14 protein-coding genes and 2 pseudogenes are annotated in these 12,897 nt (G+C 69.2%); 9 read left to right on the forward strand and 7 right to left on the reverse strand.

What is annotated here, in order from left to right; genetic code table 11:
* Positions 1–10: 10 nt before the first annotated feature.
* From G3M57_RS27505 to G3M57_RS15065, 5 genes and pseudogenes are all read right to left on the reverse strand, one after another.
* Positions 11–123, reverse strand: a pseudogene (locus G3M57_RS27505) (hypothetical protein); the annotation flags it as partial.
* On the reverse strand, positions 120–944 hold the full coding sequence (locus tag G3M57_RS15050) for a segregation and condensation protein A (RefSeq protein ID WP_163231454.1): 825 nt from the start codon (positions 942–944) through the stop codon (positions 120–122). The gene G3M57_RS15050 and the pseudogene G3M57_RS27505, both read right to left, overlap by 4 nt.
* Entirely contained in the window at positions 941–1,966 is a 1,026-nt protein-coding gene (nagZ, locus tag G3M57_RS15055) for a beta-N-acetylhexosaminidase (RefSeq protein WP_163231456.1), read from the reverse strand. The genes G3M57_RS15050 and nagZ overlap by 4 nt, the downstream gene beginning before the upstream one ends.
* A gap of 13 nt (positions 1,967–1,979) precedes the next feature.
* The gene (ftsN, locus tag G3M57_RS15060) at positions 1,980–2,795 is read right to left on the reverse strand and encodes a cell division protein FtsN (protein WP_163231458.1); all 816 of its coding nucleotides are present in this window, start codon (positions 2,793–2,795) and stop codon (positions 1,980–1,982) included.
* Positions 2,796–2,927: 132 nt separating this feature from the next.
* Positions 2,928–4,112 carry a deoxyguanosinetriphosphate triphosphohydrolase gene (locus tag G3M57_RS15065; protein ID WP_056755565.1) on the reverse strand — a complete coding sequence of 395 codons (1,185 nt, stop codon included), beginning with the start codon at positions 4,110–4,112 and terminating at the stop codon, positions 2,928–2,930.
* A gap of 77 nt (positions 4,113–4,189) precedes the next feature.
* Between G3M57_RS15065 and erpA the strand changes: the two genes are divergently transcribed.
* The 7 genes and pseudogenes from erpA (at position 4,190) to G3M57_RS15095 (ending at position 7,726) form a co-directional block, all read left to right on the forward strand.
* Positions 4,190–4,522 carry an iron-sulfur cluster insertion protein ErpA gene (gene erpA, locus G3M57_RS15070; protein ID WP_018113406.1) on the forward strand — a complete coding sequence of 111 codons (333 nt, stop codon included), beginning with the start codon at positions 4,190–4,192 and terminating at the stop codon, positions 4,520–4,522.
* A pseudogene (locus G3M57_RS27510) lies at positions 4,519–4,637 on the forward strand (hypothetical protein); the annotation flags it as partial. The gene erpA and the pseudogene G3M57_RS27510, both read left to right, overlap by 4 nt.
* 83 nt (positions 4,638–4,720) lie before the next feature.
* Positions 4,721–5,509 (forward strand): exodeoxyribonuclease III, encoded by a 789-nt coding sequence (xth, locus tag G3M57_RS15075; protein ID WP_163231460.1) that lies wholly within the window; start codon positions 4,721–4,723, stop codon positions 5,507–5,509.
* A gap of 44 nt (positions 5,510–5,553) precedes the next feature.
* Positions 5,554–6,408, forward strand: coding sequence for an SRPBCC family protein (locus tag G3M57_RS15080; protein WP_163231462.1), 855 nt, complete (start codon positions 5,554–5,556; stop codon positions 6,406–6,408).
* A 77-nt stretch (positions 6,409–6,485) separates the two neighbouring features.
* Positions 6,486–6,812: a hypothetical protein gene (locus G3M57_RS15085; RefSeq protein ID WP_163231464.1), complete on the forward strand. Its 327-nt coding sequence runs from the start codon at positions 6,486–6,488 to the stop codon at positions 6,810–6,812.
* A 44-nt stretch (positions 6,813–6,856) separates the two neighbouring features.
* Complete coding sequence (locus G3M57_RS15090) at positions 6,857–7,201, forward strand: hypothetical protein (RefSeq protein ID WP_163231466.1); 345 nt, start codon at positions 6,857–6,859, stop codon at positions 7,199–7,201.
* A 54-nt stretch (positions 7,202–7,255) separates the two neighbouring features.
* A complete protein-coding gene (locus G3M57_RS15095; protein WP_056755551.1) occupies positions 7,256–7,726 on the forward strand; it encodes a DUF1579 family protein in 471 nt (156 codons plus the stop codon).
* 4 nt (positions 7,727–7,730) lie between these two features.
* On the opposite strand, the gene ilvD is transcribed toward G3M57_RS15095, so the two are convergent.
* Complete coding sequence (ilvD, locus tag G3M57_RS15100; protein ID WP_163231468.1) at positions 7,731–9,461, reverse strand: dihydroxy-acid dehydratase; 1,731 nt, start codon at positions 9,459–9,461, stop codon at positions 7,731–7,733.
* Between the two features lie 264 nt (positions 9,462–9,725).
* Here ilvD and G3M57_RS15105 point away from each other — a divergent pair, with 264 nt between their 5' ends.
* The gene (locus tag G3M57_RS15105) at positions 9,726–11,309 is read left to right on the forward strand and encodes a GH39 family glycosyl hydrolase (RefSeq protein WP_163231470.1); all 1,584 of its coding nucleotides are present in this window, start codon (positions 9,726–9,728) and stop codon (positions 11,307–11,309) included.
* A gap of 51 nt (positions 11,310–11,360) precedes the next feature.
* Here G3M57_RS15105 and G3M57_RS15110 read toward each other — a convergent pair whose 3' ends face one another.
* Positions 11,361–11,576, reverse strand: coding sequence for a hypothetical protein (locus G3M57_RS15110; RefSeq protein WP_056755546.1), 216 nt, complete (start codon positions 11,574–11,576; stop codon positions 11,361–11,363).
* A 193-nt stretch (positions 11,577–11,769) separates the two neighbouring features.
* Here G3M57_RS15110 and G3M57_RS15115 point away from each other — a divergent pair, with 193 nt between their 5' ends.
* On the forward strand, positions 11,770–12,846 hold the full coding sequence (locus G3M57_RS15115) for an alkene reductase (protein ID WP_163231472.1): 1,077 nt from the start codon (positions 11,770–11,772) through the stop codon (positions 12,844–12,846).
* The last annotated feature ends 51 nt before the right edge of the window (positions 12,847–12,897 follow it).

The raw sequence follows: 12,897 nt of genomic DNA on the forward strand, positions 1-12,897 counted from the left end.
TTTCGTGGGCCCGCCCTGGTCCTTCGACAAGCTCAGGATGAGGGCTATTGATGGATCGGCGCGCAAAAAATCCTCATCCTGAGCTTGTCGAAGGACGAGGATTTCCGTCCGGATCTGGCTCATACGATCGGCTCCAGCGGCTCGGCCCGCGTGCGCAGGTAGATGTCCGAGAAATGCTCCATCTGCCGCGCTTCGAGGATCCCTTCCTTCACCAGCTCCAGGCTGGCCGACAGGGTCGAGGCCAGATAGCTGGCGGGGCTCGGGCCGTCGGGGTCCTCCTCCCAGCGCTCGACCGGGGCGACGCCCGACAAGGTGGTCCAGTCCTTCATCTCCGGCAGCAGCTCGCGCAGGCGGTCGCGGGCGTCCTCCAGCGGATAGGCCTGCGGCGGGCGCGGGGCGTAGTGGCGGCCGTGCTCGCGCTTGCGCTGGGTGATGTAGGCGGTCATCAGGGCGTAGAGGTCGCCCTCGAAGCGGGTCGAGGAGACGATCTTCACCGCCTCCGGATCGCCGCGCATGAACACGTCGCGCTTGAGGATCGGACGCTCCTTCAGGGCCTCGACGGCCTTGCGCATCACGTCCAGCTTGGCCAGGCGGAAGGCCAGCTGGGCGGCCATCTCCTCGGCGGGCGGCTCCTCGGCCTTGGGGCGCTCGGGCTTGGGCAGCAGCAGGCGCGACTTCAGATAGGCCAGCCAGGCGGCCATCACCAGATAGTCGGCGGCCAGCGAGAAGCGCACGCGGCGGGCCTGCTGCACGAAGGCCAAGTACTGCTCGGCCAGCTTGGTGATCGACAGCTGCAGCAGGTCGACCTTCTGGCTGCGCGCCAGGGCCAGCAGCACGTGCAGCGGGCCCTCGTAGCCGTCGATGTCGATGACCAGCGCCGCGCCGTCCTCGGCCGCCTCGTTGGCGGCCTCGAAGTCGAGGGTGGGCTGGAAGCCCGTGCTCACGCAAAGCGTCCGTCGAAGGCCGCGTCGAAGCGGGCGCGGGCCTCGGCCACGTCCAGCGGCTCGGGAACCTTGACCAGCCGGCCCATGATCGCCTGGACCCGGCGGCGGGCCTCGCGCGACAGCTTGCCGACGCCCGACATCACCGCCTTCATCTCGGCCATGTCGCCGTTGCAGTGCAGGACCACGTCGCAGCCGGCGGCCAGGCTGTCCTTGGCGCGCTGCTTGAAGTCGCCCGACAGCGCCTTCATCGACAGGTCGTCGCTCATCAGAAGTCCGTCGAAGCCGATGGATTCCCGAATGATCTTCCTGATCGCCTTCTTCGACGTCGTGGCCGGACGGGACCGGTCGATGGCCGTGTAGACGACGTGGGCGGTCATTGCCATCGGCATGTCCGACAGCACGCGGAACGGCGCGAAGTCGCGGGCGTCCAGCTCGGCCAGCTTGGCCTTGACCACCGGCAGTTCCAGGTGGCTGTCGCTCATCGCGCGGCCGTGACCGGGGATGTGCTTGATGATCGGCAGAACGCCGCCGGCCAGCAGGCCCTCCGCCGCCGCGCGGCCCAGGGTCGCCACCTGCTGCGGCGTGTCGCCATAGGCGCGGTCGCCGATGATCTCGTGACCCTGCGGATCGGGCACGTCCAGCACCGGCACGCAGTCGACGTTGATGCCGAGATCCAGCAGGTCGTGGGCGATCAGCCGCGCGCCCAGGCGGGTGATCTCGCGGGCGACCAGCGGGTCGTTGGCCATCAGTTCGCCATAGGCGCGGCCGGGCGGGTAGGTCTTCCAGTGGGGCGCGCCCAGGCGGGCGACGCGGCCGCCCTCCTGGTCGATCAGGATCGGGGCGTCGGCGCGCCCGACCGTCGCCCGCAACGCCGCCGTCAGGGCCCGGACCTGATTGGGGTCGGCGATGTTGCGCTTGAACAGGATGAAGCCCCACGGCTTCACGTCGCGGAAGAACGCGACCTCTTCCGCCGTCAGGGTGGTCCCGGCGCAGCCGAGGATGGCGGCGGAGATGCTGGCCATGCGCCCTGCCCCTCTATTTCACGAAGCAGGACTTGCCGGCGGCGCTCAGGGCGTCGCAGAAGGCCTTGGCCTCGGCGCGGCTGGCGAAGCCGGTGACGGCCGTGCGGTAGAGGGTCGTGCCGTTCTTGTCGATCGCCTCGACCCGCTTGCCCTTGCCCGCCGCTAGACCCGGCGCGATGCGGGCGGCGTCAGACCAGGCCTTGTCGGCCAGGGCGGTGGAGGACAGGGCGCCGATCTGCACGCTGGCCGGGCCGCCGGCCGAGGCGGCGGGGACCGGCGCGGCGGCCGGTTTGGTCGCGGCCGGCGCGGTGGCGCGCGGCGAGACCGCGGCGGTGGCCAGGCCTTCGATGGTCTGGGCGGGCTTGGCGGCGGGCTTGGTGGCCGGGGCGGCCGAGACCGGTGCGGCGGGACCGGCCGGCGCCGGCTTGGCGGGCTGCAGGGTGGCGGTCTGGACCGGGGCGCTGGGCGGCGGCGGCGTGGGACGGGCCATCGGCGCTTCTGGCTGGGCGGCGAAGGTCGGCGAGGCCTCGGGGGTCTCGCTCTTGTAGATCTGCAGGCCGGAGGCCGGGTCAGCCGGTTGGGCGGCGTCGGCCGGCGGCGGGGCCTTCACCTGGGCGACAGGCTCGCCCACCGTGCGCGGCGGCTCATTGGGGCCGCGCACGCCGCCGCGATAGATCAGCAGCACCGCGACCACCAAGGTGGCCAGCACCACCGCGCTGATGATCAGGGTCATGGGCAAGGGCCGCGAGCCGCGAACCGGCTGACGCGCGTCGAACGAGAGCGGCGCATCGGTGGGCGGCGTATAGGCGCCGCGGTGGGGATCGGACATTCGCGTCGAGGCTCCAGACTTCCATGCGCGCGGGATCGCTCACAGCGAATCGGACGCGCGCCGACCTAGTTTATCGGAGCCCGGGCCCGCCCAGAACTACCCGTGAACATCGCCGCTCCGCTTTCGCGCGGGCTAGTTCCAGACATCCAGCTGGAACAGCTTGCGATGTTCCTCGATGGCGAACCGATCGGTCATGCCCGCGATGTAGTCGCAGACCACGCGCGCACGGCCGGCCTCGTCGCGGTTCTGCGACCGGGCGAACCATTCCGACGGCAGGACGTCGGGCTCGGCCAAGAAGAGGTTGAACATCTCGGCGAGAATGCGGCGCGCCTGGCTGCGCGTCCGGTTGACGCGCCAGTGGCGGTACATGCGGGTGTGCAGGAACTGACGCAGCCGGGCCAGGTCCTCGGCCATGTCCGGCGAGAAGGCGACCAGGGCGTGATCCAGGGCGCGGACGTCCTGCGCCGACTGCACGCCAGTGGCGGCGGCGCGCTGCAGGGTCTCGCCCATCACGTCGTCGACCATGGCGCCGATCATCCGCCGCACGGCTTCAAGCCGGGTCAGGCGCGGGTCCAGGTCCGGGCGCTCGCTGCGGACGGCGACCAGGATCGGGCCGATCAGCGGCACGTCCATCAGCTCGTCCAGGGTGAACAGCCCCGCCTCGACCCCGTCGTCGATGTCGTGGTTGTTGTAGGCGATGTCGTCGGCCAGGGCCGCGACCTGGGCCTCGGCCGACGCCCAGGTGTTCAGGCCCAGCTTGTACTCGCTGTCGTACTTGGAGATCGCCTTCCACGACGGCTTGCCCAGCTTTTCGGTCACCGGGCCGTTGTGCTTGATGATCCCCTCCAGCGTCTCCCAGGTCAGGTTCAGGCCGCTGAAGTCCGGATAGCGGCGCTCCAGCTCGGTGACGACGCGGAAGGTCTGGACGTTATGGTCGAAGCCGCCGTACGCCTTCATGCACGACTGCAGCTCGTCTTCGCCAGCGTGGCCGAACGGCGGGTGGCCGATGTCGTGCCCCAGGGCGATGGTCTCGGCCAGGTCGCTGTCCAACCCCAGCGCGGTCGCCAGCGAACGCGCCACCTGGGCCACCTCCAGCGAATGGGTCAGGCGGGTGCGGAAGTTGTCGCCCTCGTGGGCGACGAACACCTGGGTCTTTTCCTTCAGCCGCCGAAAGGCCGAGGTGTGGATGATGCGGTCGCGGTCGCGGGCGAACGGCGTGCGCGTGCGGCTCTCGTCTTCGGGGAAGCGGCGGCCCAGGGACCTGGCCGGATCCTCGGCATAGGGGGCGCGCTGGACGAAGAAGGGAGACGACGACATGGAAGGCCTTTGCTGATCGCCCCTTTCCCTGGGGCGCGCACGCCCTCATATAGGCGAAGTATGGATTTTCCACAGCCATGACCGACACAGCCGTAACGCTTTCTCCCAACGCCGCCCGCCGGCTGCATACGATCTCGGAGGCCGAGGGCCATCCGGTGATGCTGCGCGTCGCCGTCGATGGCGGCGGCTGCTCGGGCTTCCAGTATCGCTTCGACCTGGTCGACAGCGCCCAGCCCGACGACCTGAAGGTCGAGCGCGACGGAGCCGCGGCCCTGGTCGACGTGATCTCCCTGGCCCTGCTCAAGGGCTCGGAGATCGACTTCGTCGACGAACTGGCGGGCGCCGAGTTCCGCGTGCGCAACCCCAACGCCAAGTCCAGCTGCGGCTGCGGCGTCAGCTTCTCGATCTGAGGCGCCCTGCGTCCTTCGAGGCTCGGCTGCGCCTCGCACCTCAGGATGAGGGATTCAGAGCACCAAAGCTCCTCATCCTGAGGCGCCCGCGCAGCGGGCCTCGAAGGACGCAGGGTGCCCGACCTCACCAAATCCAAAGCCGCGACTTGAGCCCGTTCCCCATGCGCCCTAGCCTCCCGCCGCCGACTGGAGCCCTCGATGCGCATCGCCACCTGGAACGTCAATTCCGTCAACGCCCGCCTGGAACGAGTCCTGGAGTGGTTCGAATCGGCCGCGCCCGACGTGGCCGTGCTGCAGGAGATCAAATGCCTGGACGAGAAGTTCCCGACCGAGGCCTTCGAGCGCCTGGGCTACAACGTCGCCGTCCATGGCCAGAAGACCTACAACGGCGTGGCGATGCTCTCGAAGTTCCCGCTCGAGGACGTCCGGCGCGGCCTGCCCTTCCTGCATGACGACGAGGTCGACGAGCAGGCGCGCTATGTCGAGGCGGTGATCGCCGCCCCCACCCCGCTGCGGATGGTGGGCATCTACCTGCCCAACGGCAATCCGATCGGAACCGAGAAGTTCGCCTACAAGCTGGCCTGGATGAAGCGGCTTCACGCCCACGCCCAGGGCCTGTTGGCCCTGGAAGAGCCGCTGGTCATCGCCGGCGACTACAATGTCATCCCCGAAGCCGAGGATGTGGCCAATCCCGAGGCCTGGCTGGGCGACGCCCTGTTCCAGCCCGAGAGCCGGGCCGCGTTCCGGGCCCTGAAGAACCTGGGCTTCACCGACGCCTACATGCAGGCCGACGGCGCGCCGGGCGGCTACACCTTCTGGGATTACCAGGCCGGCGCCTGGCCGCGAAACCTGGGCATCCGCATCGACCACCTGCTGCTGTCGCCCCAGGCCGCCGACCATCTGGCCGGGGTGGTCATCCATCGCGACGAGCGGGACAAGGAAAAGCCCTCCGATCACGTTCCCGTGGTGGCCGAACTGTCGCTCTGAAACGGCGACTGTTCGTAAACCGGGACTCCCGCTAGCCTGATCCCATGAGCGAACTCTGGCGTCTTTTGCTGCTCGTGACCCTGTCGGCGTCCGCGGTGACCTTCGTGGGCAGCGCCGCCATCTGGTTCATGGACGAGGAGCGCCGGATCCGCCGCGCCCTGCGCCATGTGCTCAAGGGCGCGCCGGAGACCGTGATCGTCGCCAAGGGACGCGGCCGGGGCGCGGGCTTCAACTTCACCACCAACCAGGCCGCCGTGGCTTGGGACAGCGGCGCCTGGTGCCTGATCTACCGCATCGACGAACTGATGGGGGCGGAGCTGTCGGTCGACGGCCAGGTGATCGGCCGGGTGTTCCGCGGCGAGCCGCGCCGGGCCATCGACCAGATCGTTCAGCAGGCCGCCCAGGTCACCCTGAAGCTGATCTTCGACGATCCGCGCCATCCCGACTTCGAGCTGGACCTGTGGCTGGAGAGCGACCAGCAGCACCGCGAGAGCCGCTCGCCCGCCAACGCCATCCAGGAAGCCAACCGCTGGCTGCTGCGCGCCGACGCCATCGTTCGCCGCCCGCTGGCTCCGAAGGCCAAGGCCGCGCCATCGTCCGAGCCGGCCATCCAGGCCCGTCCGCCGGTGGTCGAGCCGCAGGTCGCCCGCGCGCCGCAGCCCTACACCCCGGCCCTGGAGGCCGTCAGCGCCGCGCCGCAGGCTCGTCCAGCCGCCACCGCCCCGCTGTTCGACGAGATCGACACCACCGCCGATCCGCTGGAGGCGCCCTGGGAGCCGGACGAGGACCTCGACGACGATCCGCCGCTGACCCTCGAAAAGACCTACAAGCCGGTCTCCAAGGCGGCGCGTCCGCCCAGGGACGACCAGGACGAGCTGCCATTCGACCTGGACGATTGATCCCGTTGACTCCTCGCGCGTTTGATCGCCCAAATGCCTTGCCTGCTCGTCTCGCGGGTCTTGCGGAGTCCCGATCGATGCGCCTGGTTCTCGCCGCCGCCCTCGCCGTCTGTTGCGCCACGCCGGCCCTGGCTGCGCCCCAGCCGTTGGCGTTGACGCCGGCCGACACCGATCGCGACGGCGTGGTCAGCACCGAGGAGGCCGCGGCCTGGCTGGACCGTGACCGCGGCGCCATTGTCCCCGTCAGGCTCGGCGCCCCGGCCCGCGCGGCGGCGGCGATGGAGCAGCGCCGCACGATGTTCGACCAGGGCCTGCTGCGGCCCAACGATTTCCGCGCCCCGGCCCCTGAGGACCGGCCGCCGGAAGACCTGTTCTACAAGGATTTCAAGAAGATCAAGAAGTAGGCCGGGCGGCGCTGGGCGCCGCTTTCATGCCCTGGGAGATTCGGATGTCCGTTTCGCGTCCCCTTGCAGTCCTGGCGCTCGGCGCAGCCCTGCTGGCGCCAGCCCTGGCCTTCGCCCAGCAGGTCCCGCGCCTCAGGCTTGACCTCGCCGACACCGATCATGACGGGCAGGTCAGTGACGCCGAGCGCGCGGCCAGCCTCGCCGAAATCGACGCCGAGCTCACGCCCGTCGCCGCGCCGGCCGCTCCCCGGCCCCATCGCGTAGCCTACGATCGTCCCCCAGGCCCCCTGGACATGGCTCGGCGGATCGTCCCGCCCAGCGAGTTCGAGGCCTTCCTGGAATATCGCTTCAACCGCGAGGTCGAGCGGCGCGGCAAGAGCAAGGATTGAAACGCCGGCGCGGGCGGTTCAAAGCGACCCGGCATGAGTCCGCCGGAGAGTCAGATGATGGAATCGCTTGTCGAAGCGCGGAGCCAACTTCGCCGCCTGGTCGGGATCTGGGACGGCGCTGGCAAGGTCCATCCCAATCCGTTCGGGCCAGACGGCCCGACCTCAGGCCGTTGGACATTCAGGATGGATCCCGACGACATAAGCCTGATCGGCGACTACGCCGAGGAACGCCCCGGCGGGCATCGCTTTCATGGCCATGGCGTCCTGACGATCGACCCTGAGCGCCTGGATGCGATCTGGTTCTGGTTCGACACCTATGGATTCCCGCCCATCGCGCCGGCCCGCGGCAGGTGGGAGGGTGATCAGCTGATCCTGGAGAAGACCACCCCACGCGGCGTCGGCCGGACCCTGTTCAGGGTGGACGGTGACCGGCTCCAGCACGAGGCGTCTGCCCGACTGGCCGGCGAGGAGACCTTCCGCCAGATCTCCTCGATGACCCTCGCGCGGATCAGCGCGGCGGGATAGGCCTTCAGATATCCGCGTAGACGTGGGTTTCCTTCGCCGCGCCCGGATGGGTGGTCGCGCCCAAATAGGCCGGTCCCACCAACTGGGCGAACTTCCAGATCGCGCCGCTGTTGTAGTCGTGCCCGCGCGGCTGCCAGTGCCGGCGGCGGTTTTCCAGCTCGATCGGGTCGACCTCCAGGTCGATCGTCCCCTGAATTGCGTCGATGCTGATGATGTCGCCGTCCTTGACCAGGGCGATCGGCCCGCCCACGGCGGCTTCCGGACCCACGTGGCCGATGCACAGGCCGCGCGTGGCGCCCGAGAAGCGGCCGTCGGTGATCAGGGCGATGTTCTCCACGCCCTGGCCGTAGATGGCGGCGGTGGTCGACAGCATCTCGCGCATGCCCGGTCCGCCCTTGGGGCCTTCGTAGCGGATGACCAGGACGTCGCCTTCCTTGTAGTCTCGGTTCGACACCGCCTCGAAGCAGGCCGCCTCGCCGTCGAACACCCGGGCCGGGCCGCGGTGCACCTGGTGCTTGAGGCCGGCCACCTTGACGATGCCGCCGTCGGGGGCCAGCGAGCCCCACAGGCCGACCACGCCGCCGGTCGGCGACAGCGGGTTGGAGACCGGGCGGATAACGTCCTGGTCGTCGCGCCAGACCACGTCGGCCAGGTTCTCGGCCAGGGTCTTGCCGGTCACGGTCATGCAGTCGCCGTGCAGCAGGCCGGCGTCCAGCAGGGTGCGCAGCAGCATCGGCACGCCGCCGGCCTCGCCCATGTCCTTGGCCACGTAGCGGCCGCCGGGCTTGAGGTCAGCGATATAGGGCGTGCGGGCGGCGATCTCGGCCACGTCCTTGAGGGTGAACTCGATGCCGCACTCGTGGGCCATGGCCGGCAGGTGCAGGGCGCCGTTGGTCGAGCCGCCGGTCGCGGCGACGACCACGGCGGCGTTCTCGAACGCCTTGCGGGTGCAGATGTCGCGCGGACGGATGTTCTGCTCGATCAGCCGCATCACCGCCTCGCCCGAGGCCACGGCGTACTGGTCGCGGTCCAGGTACGGGGCCGGCAGGGCCGACGACAGCGGCAAGGCCAGGCCGATGGCCTCGGACACGCAGGCCATGGTGTTGGCGGTGAACTGGCCGCCGCAGGCCCCGTCCGACGGACAGGCGTGCTGCTCCAGCTCGCACAGGGTCTTAGCGTCCATGGTCCCGGCCGCGTGGGCGCCGACGCCCTCGAACACGTCCATCACGGTGATGTCGCGGCCCTGGAAGCGGCCGGGCAGAATCGAGCCGCCGTACAGGAACACCGAGGGCACGTTCAGACGCAGCATGGCCATCATCATGCCCGGCAGGCTCTTGTCGCAGCCGGCGACGCCGACCAGGGCGTCATAGCCGTGGCCGCGCATGGTCAGTTCGACGGAGTCGGCGATCACGTCGCGGCTGACCAGCGAGCTGCGCATGCCCTCGTGGCCCATGGCGATGCCGTCGGTCACGGTGATGGTGCAGAACTCGCGCGGGGTGCCGCCGGCCGCCTTGACGCCCTTGGCCACGGCGTTGGCCTGGCGCATCAGGGCGGTGTTGCAGGGGGCCGCTTCGTTCCAGCACGAGGCCACGCCCACGAACGGTTGGGCGATCTCGCGGGTGCCAAGGCCCATGGCGTAGTAATACGAGCGGTGCGGCGCGCGGGCCGGCCCTTCGGTTACATGCCGGCTGGGGAGTTGCGACTTGTCCCACGTGCCGTCGGGTTTCTTGGTCATGATCTTAGCCTTCCAGATAGAGCGCCGTGGTTAGCTCAGCTGGCCGCGCGACGAAAGGGTCGGACGCCGAGTTTTTGCCGGCGATCGGCCGGCCGACGCGCGTTTCATTGCGAACGGTTCGCGGAAGCACGGCCGTCGCGCATGATCACACCCTTCCCGGCCGATTTTCGAACGGGCTATACGGCGCCCTCCGAATAATGGTACCGGTCCCACTGACATCGCCCCATCCACGAGGGCGGGCCACTGCAGGAAGGACCAGCCGCCATGACCCCCACCCTCACCAGGACCTTGCTCCGCAGCGCGATCCTGGCCTCGGCCATGGCCAGCCTTTTGGCGGGATCCGCCCTGGCCCAGGGCAAGCCGGCCGTCCGCCACATCGCCGTCGACGCCAAGGCCCCGACCACGCCGCGCGACCACTTCTACGACCTGTCGGTCGGCTCGGACTATCCCGGCACCCTGCTGCGCGACGACAGCCTGGGCCAGTTGAAGATCGCCCGCGACGAGCTCGGGTTCCGCTATGTCCGCTTCCACGCCATCTTCCACGACGTGCTGGGCACCTATCGCGTCGTCGACGGCAAGCCGGTCTATGACTGGACCAAGATCGACCAGCTGTACGACCGCCTGCTGAAGATGGGCGTCAAGCCGTTCGTCGAGCTGGGCTTCACCCCCGACGCGATGAAGACCTCGGAACAGACGGTCTTCTACTGGAAAGGCAATACCTCGCATCCCGATCCCAAGCAGTGGGCGGCCCTGGTCGACGCTTTCGTGCGACACTGCCAGCAGCGCTACGGCGAGGCCGAGGTGCGGTCCTGGTATTTCGAGGTCTGGAACGAGCCCAACCTGGACGGCTTCTGGGAAAAGGCCGACCAGAAGGCCTATTTCGAGCTCTATGACAACACCGCCCGGACCATCAAGGCGATCGACCCGGCCCTGAAGGTCGGCGGCCCCTCGACCGCCGGCGCGGCCTGGACGCCCGAATTCCTGAGCCACGTCCAGGCCTCGGGCGCGGGAGTCGACTTCGTCACCACCCACACCTACGGCGTCGACGGTGGCTTCCTGGACGAGAAGGGCCAGCAGGACACCAAGCTGTCGCCCTCGCCGGACGCCATCGTCGGCGACGTGCGCCGGGTGCGAAAGGAGATCGAGGCTTCGTTCAAGCCCGGCCTTCCGCTCTATTTCACTGAATGGAGCACCAGCTATACGCCGCGCGACCCGGTGCACGATTCCTATGTCAGCGCGCCCTACATCCTGTCCAAACTGAAGGCCAGCGAAGGCCTGCTGCAGGGCATGAGTTACTGGACCTACAGCGATCTGTTCGAGGAGCCGGGCGCGCCCACCGCGCCGTTCGAGGGCGGCTTTGGCCTGATGAACCCGCAAGGGATCCGCAAGCCGGCCTGGTTCGCCTACAAGTACCTGAACCAGCTGGGCGACAAGGCCGTCAAGGTCGCCGACGCGGAAAGCTGGGTCACCACGGACAAGGGGGGCGTCCAAGCCCTGGTCTGGGCCTTCCGCCAGCCCGTGCAGACGGTCAGCAACCGCCCCTACTACACCAAGGTCCAGCCCACCCATGACATCGAGCCGGTCAGCCTCGACCTGAAGGGCCTCAAGCCCGGCCGCTACGACGTCCAGATCTTCCGCACCGGCTTCAAGGCCAACGACGCCCACACGGCCTATCTGGAACTGGGCTCGCCCAAGACGCTGACCGACCAGCAGGTACGGGACCTGAACGCCCTGACCGTGGACAAGCCCGAGACCCGGGCCCTGACCGTCGGCAAATCGGGCGCGGCCAGCGTAGCGGTGACGATGCGGGCCAACGACGTGGTGCTGGTCAAGGTGGCGCCGAAATAGGCGAGCGGGCCGGCCGACGGTCTCCGCCGCCGCCGTCCTTCGCGACGGCGCTCAGGTCTTCGGGTGAGCGGTTCCCAACGCCTCGACCGGCGCGTCATCGTCGCTGTCGTCGCCGTCGGGCGTGACGATCTCGGCCGGCTCGTCCTGCCGGGCCAGGTCGCGGGCGCCCACGCCGCCGCCCTGCTGGATGTTGCGGTTGGCCTCGACCGTCGAAGGATCGTAGGCGTCGTCGGTCTCGTCGCCGTTGGTGACGTCGGGTTGGGCCATGGCGAGTCTCCGTCTCAAGTCTGGTCCCAAGCAACGACCGGGGAGCGGGCCCGTTCCCCCGCGCCGCCTCGCAGATTCCCTGCGGCGGCCGCCAGAATAAAATCAGAGCCTGTGGCAGTTGCGGTAGCGGCGCGGAGGACCAGATATGCGAGGCGCCGACGTGGGGTCGGCAAAACGCTGCAGGGACTGTTTCATGCCCACTCTGTTCGATCCGCTTCGTCTTGGCGATCTTGAGCTGCCCAACCGCGTCGTCATGGCGCCGCTGACCCGCCTGCGGGCCGGGCCCACCCAGATCCCCAACGCCCTGATGGCCGACTACTACGCCCAGCGGGCCTCGGCCGGCCTGCTGATCACCGAAGGCGTACCGGTCACGCCGCAGGGCGTCGGCTACCAGGGCGTGCCGGGCATCTGGTCCCAGGCGCAGGTCGAAGGCTGGAAGCAGGTCACCAAGGCCGTGCACGACAAGGGCGGCCGCATCTTCATGCAGATCTGGCACGTGGGCCGGGTGTCCGATCCGTCGTTCCACGGCGGCGAGCTTCCGGTCGGCCCCAGCGCCATCGCGGCCAAGGGCCATGTCAGCCTGCTGCGTCCTGAACGCCCCTACCCCACGCCCCGCCCCCTGACGACCGACGAGGTGGTCGGCGTGGTCGAGGCCTTCCGCAAGGGGGCCGAAAACGCCAAGGCCGCCGGCTTCGACGGGGTCGAGATCCACGGCGCCAACGGTTACCTGATCGACCAGTTCCTGCAGGACGGCTCCAACCAGCGGACCGACCGCTACGGCGGCTCGATCGAGAACCGCGCCCGGCTGATGCTGGAGGTCGCCGACGCCGCCGCCTCGGTGTTCGGCCCGGGCCGGGTCGGCATGCACCTGGCGCCGCGCGCCGACAGCCACTCCATGGGCGACAGTAACCTGGCCGCCACCTTCGGCTACGTGGCCAAGGAACTGGGCCAGCGCGGCATCGCCTTCCTGTGCGCCCGCGAATATGACGGCCCCGACAGCCTGGCCGCCGACCTGAAGAAGGCGTTCGGCGGCGTCTACATCGTCAACGAGAAGTTCACCGCCGCCACCGCCCAGGCGGCCCTGGACGCCGGAAAGGCCGACGCCGTGGCGTTCGGCAAGGTCTATATCGCCAATCCAGACCTGGTGGAGCGCCTGCGCGTCGGCGCGCCGCTGAACGATCCGGATCCGTCGACCTTCTACGGCGGCGACGGTCGCGGCTATACCGATTATCCCGCCTTGAGGACGCCCGTCCCGGCCGCGGCCGAATAGGCCGACACGGGATTTGACCTTAAGCCTGTATCCGCCGCGCCAATTGCCGCG

It is taken from the genome of Caulobacter rhizosphaerae (genome assembly GCF_010977555.1).
GTDB lineage: Bacteria > Pseudomonadota > Alphaproteobacteria > Caulobacterales > Caulobacteraceae > Caulobacter > Caulobacter rhizosphaerae.

Excerpts from the sequence above, each read along its gene's own strand:
- G3M57_RS15110 (WP_056755546.1), bottom strand. The coding sequence starts at position 11,576 with ATGGCCCAACCCGACGTCACCAACGGCGACGAGACCGACGACGCCTAC.
- G3M57_RS15080 (WP_163231462.1), top strand. The coding sequence starts at position 5,554 with ATGAGCGAACTCTGGCGTCTTTTGCTGCTCGTGACCCTGTCGGCGTCC.
- G3M57_RS15065 (WP_056755565.1), bottom strand. The coding sequence starts at position 4,112 with ATGTCGTCGTCTCCCTTCTTCGTCCAGCGCGCCCCCTATGCCGAGGAT.
- G3M57_RS15095 (WP_056755551.1), top strand. The coding sequence starts at position 7,256 with ATGATGGAATCGCTTGTCGAAGCGCGGAGCCAACTTCGCCGCCTGGTC.
- G3M57_RS15090 (WP_163231466.1), top strand. The coding sequence starts at position 6,857 with ATGTCCGTTTCGCGTCCCCTTGCAGTCCTGGCGCTCGGCGCAGCCCTG.
- nagZ (WP_163231456.1), bottom strand. The coding sequence starts at position 1,966 with ATGGCCAGCATCTCCGCCGCCATCCTCGGCTGCGCCGGGACCACCCTG.
- G3M57_RS15085 (WP_163231464.1), top strand. The coding sequence starts at position 6,486 with ATGCGCCTGGTTCTCGCCGCCGCCCTCGCCGTCTGTTGCGCCACGCCG.
- G3M57_RS15105 (WP_163231470.1), top strand. The coding sequence starts at position 9,726 with ATGACCCCCACCCTCACCAGGACCTTGCTCCGCAGCGCGATCCTGGCC.
- G3M57_RS15115 (WP_163231472.1), top strand. The coding sequence starts at position 11,770 with ATGCCCACTCTGTTCGATCCGCTTCGTCTTGGCGATCTTGAGCTGCCC.
- xth (WP_163231460.1), top strand. The coding sequence starts at position 4,721 with ATGCGCATCGCCACCTGGAACGTCAATTCCGTCAACGCCCGCCTGGAA.
- ftsN (WP_163231458.1), bottom strand. The coding sequence starts at position 2,795 with ATGTCCGATCCCCACCGCGGCGCCTATACGCCGCCCACCGATGCGCCG.
- erpA (WP_018113406.1), top strand. The coding sequence starts at position 4,190 with ATGACCGACACAGCCGTAACGCTTTCTCCCAACGCCGCCCGCCGGCTG.
- ilvD (WP_163231468.1), bottom strand. The coding sequence starts at position 9,461 with ATGACCAAGAAACCCGACGGCACGTGGGACAAGTCGCAACTCCCCAGC.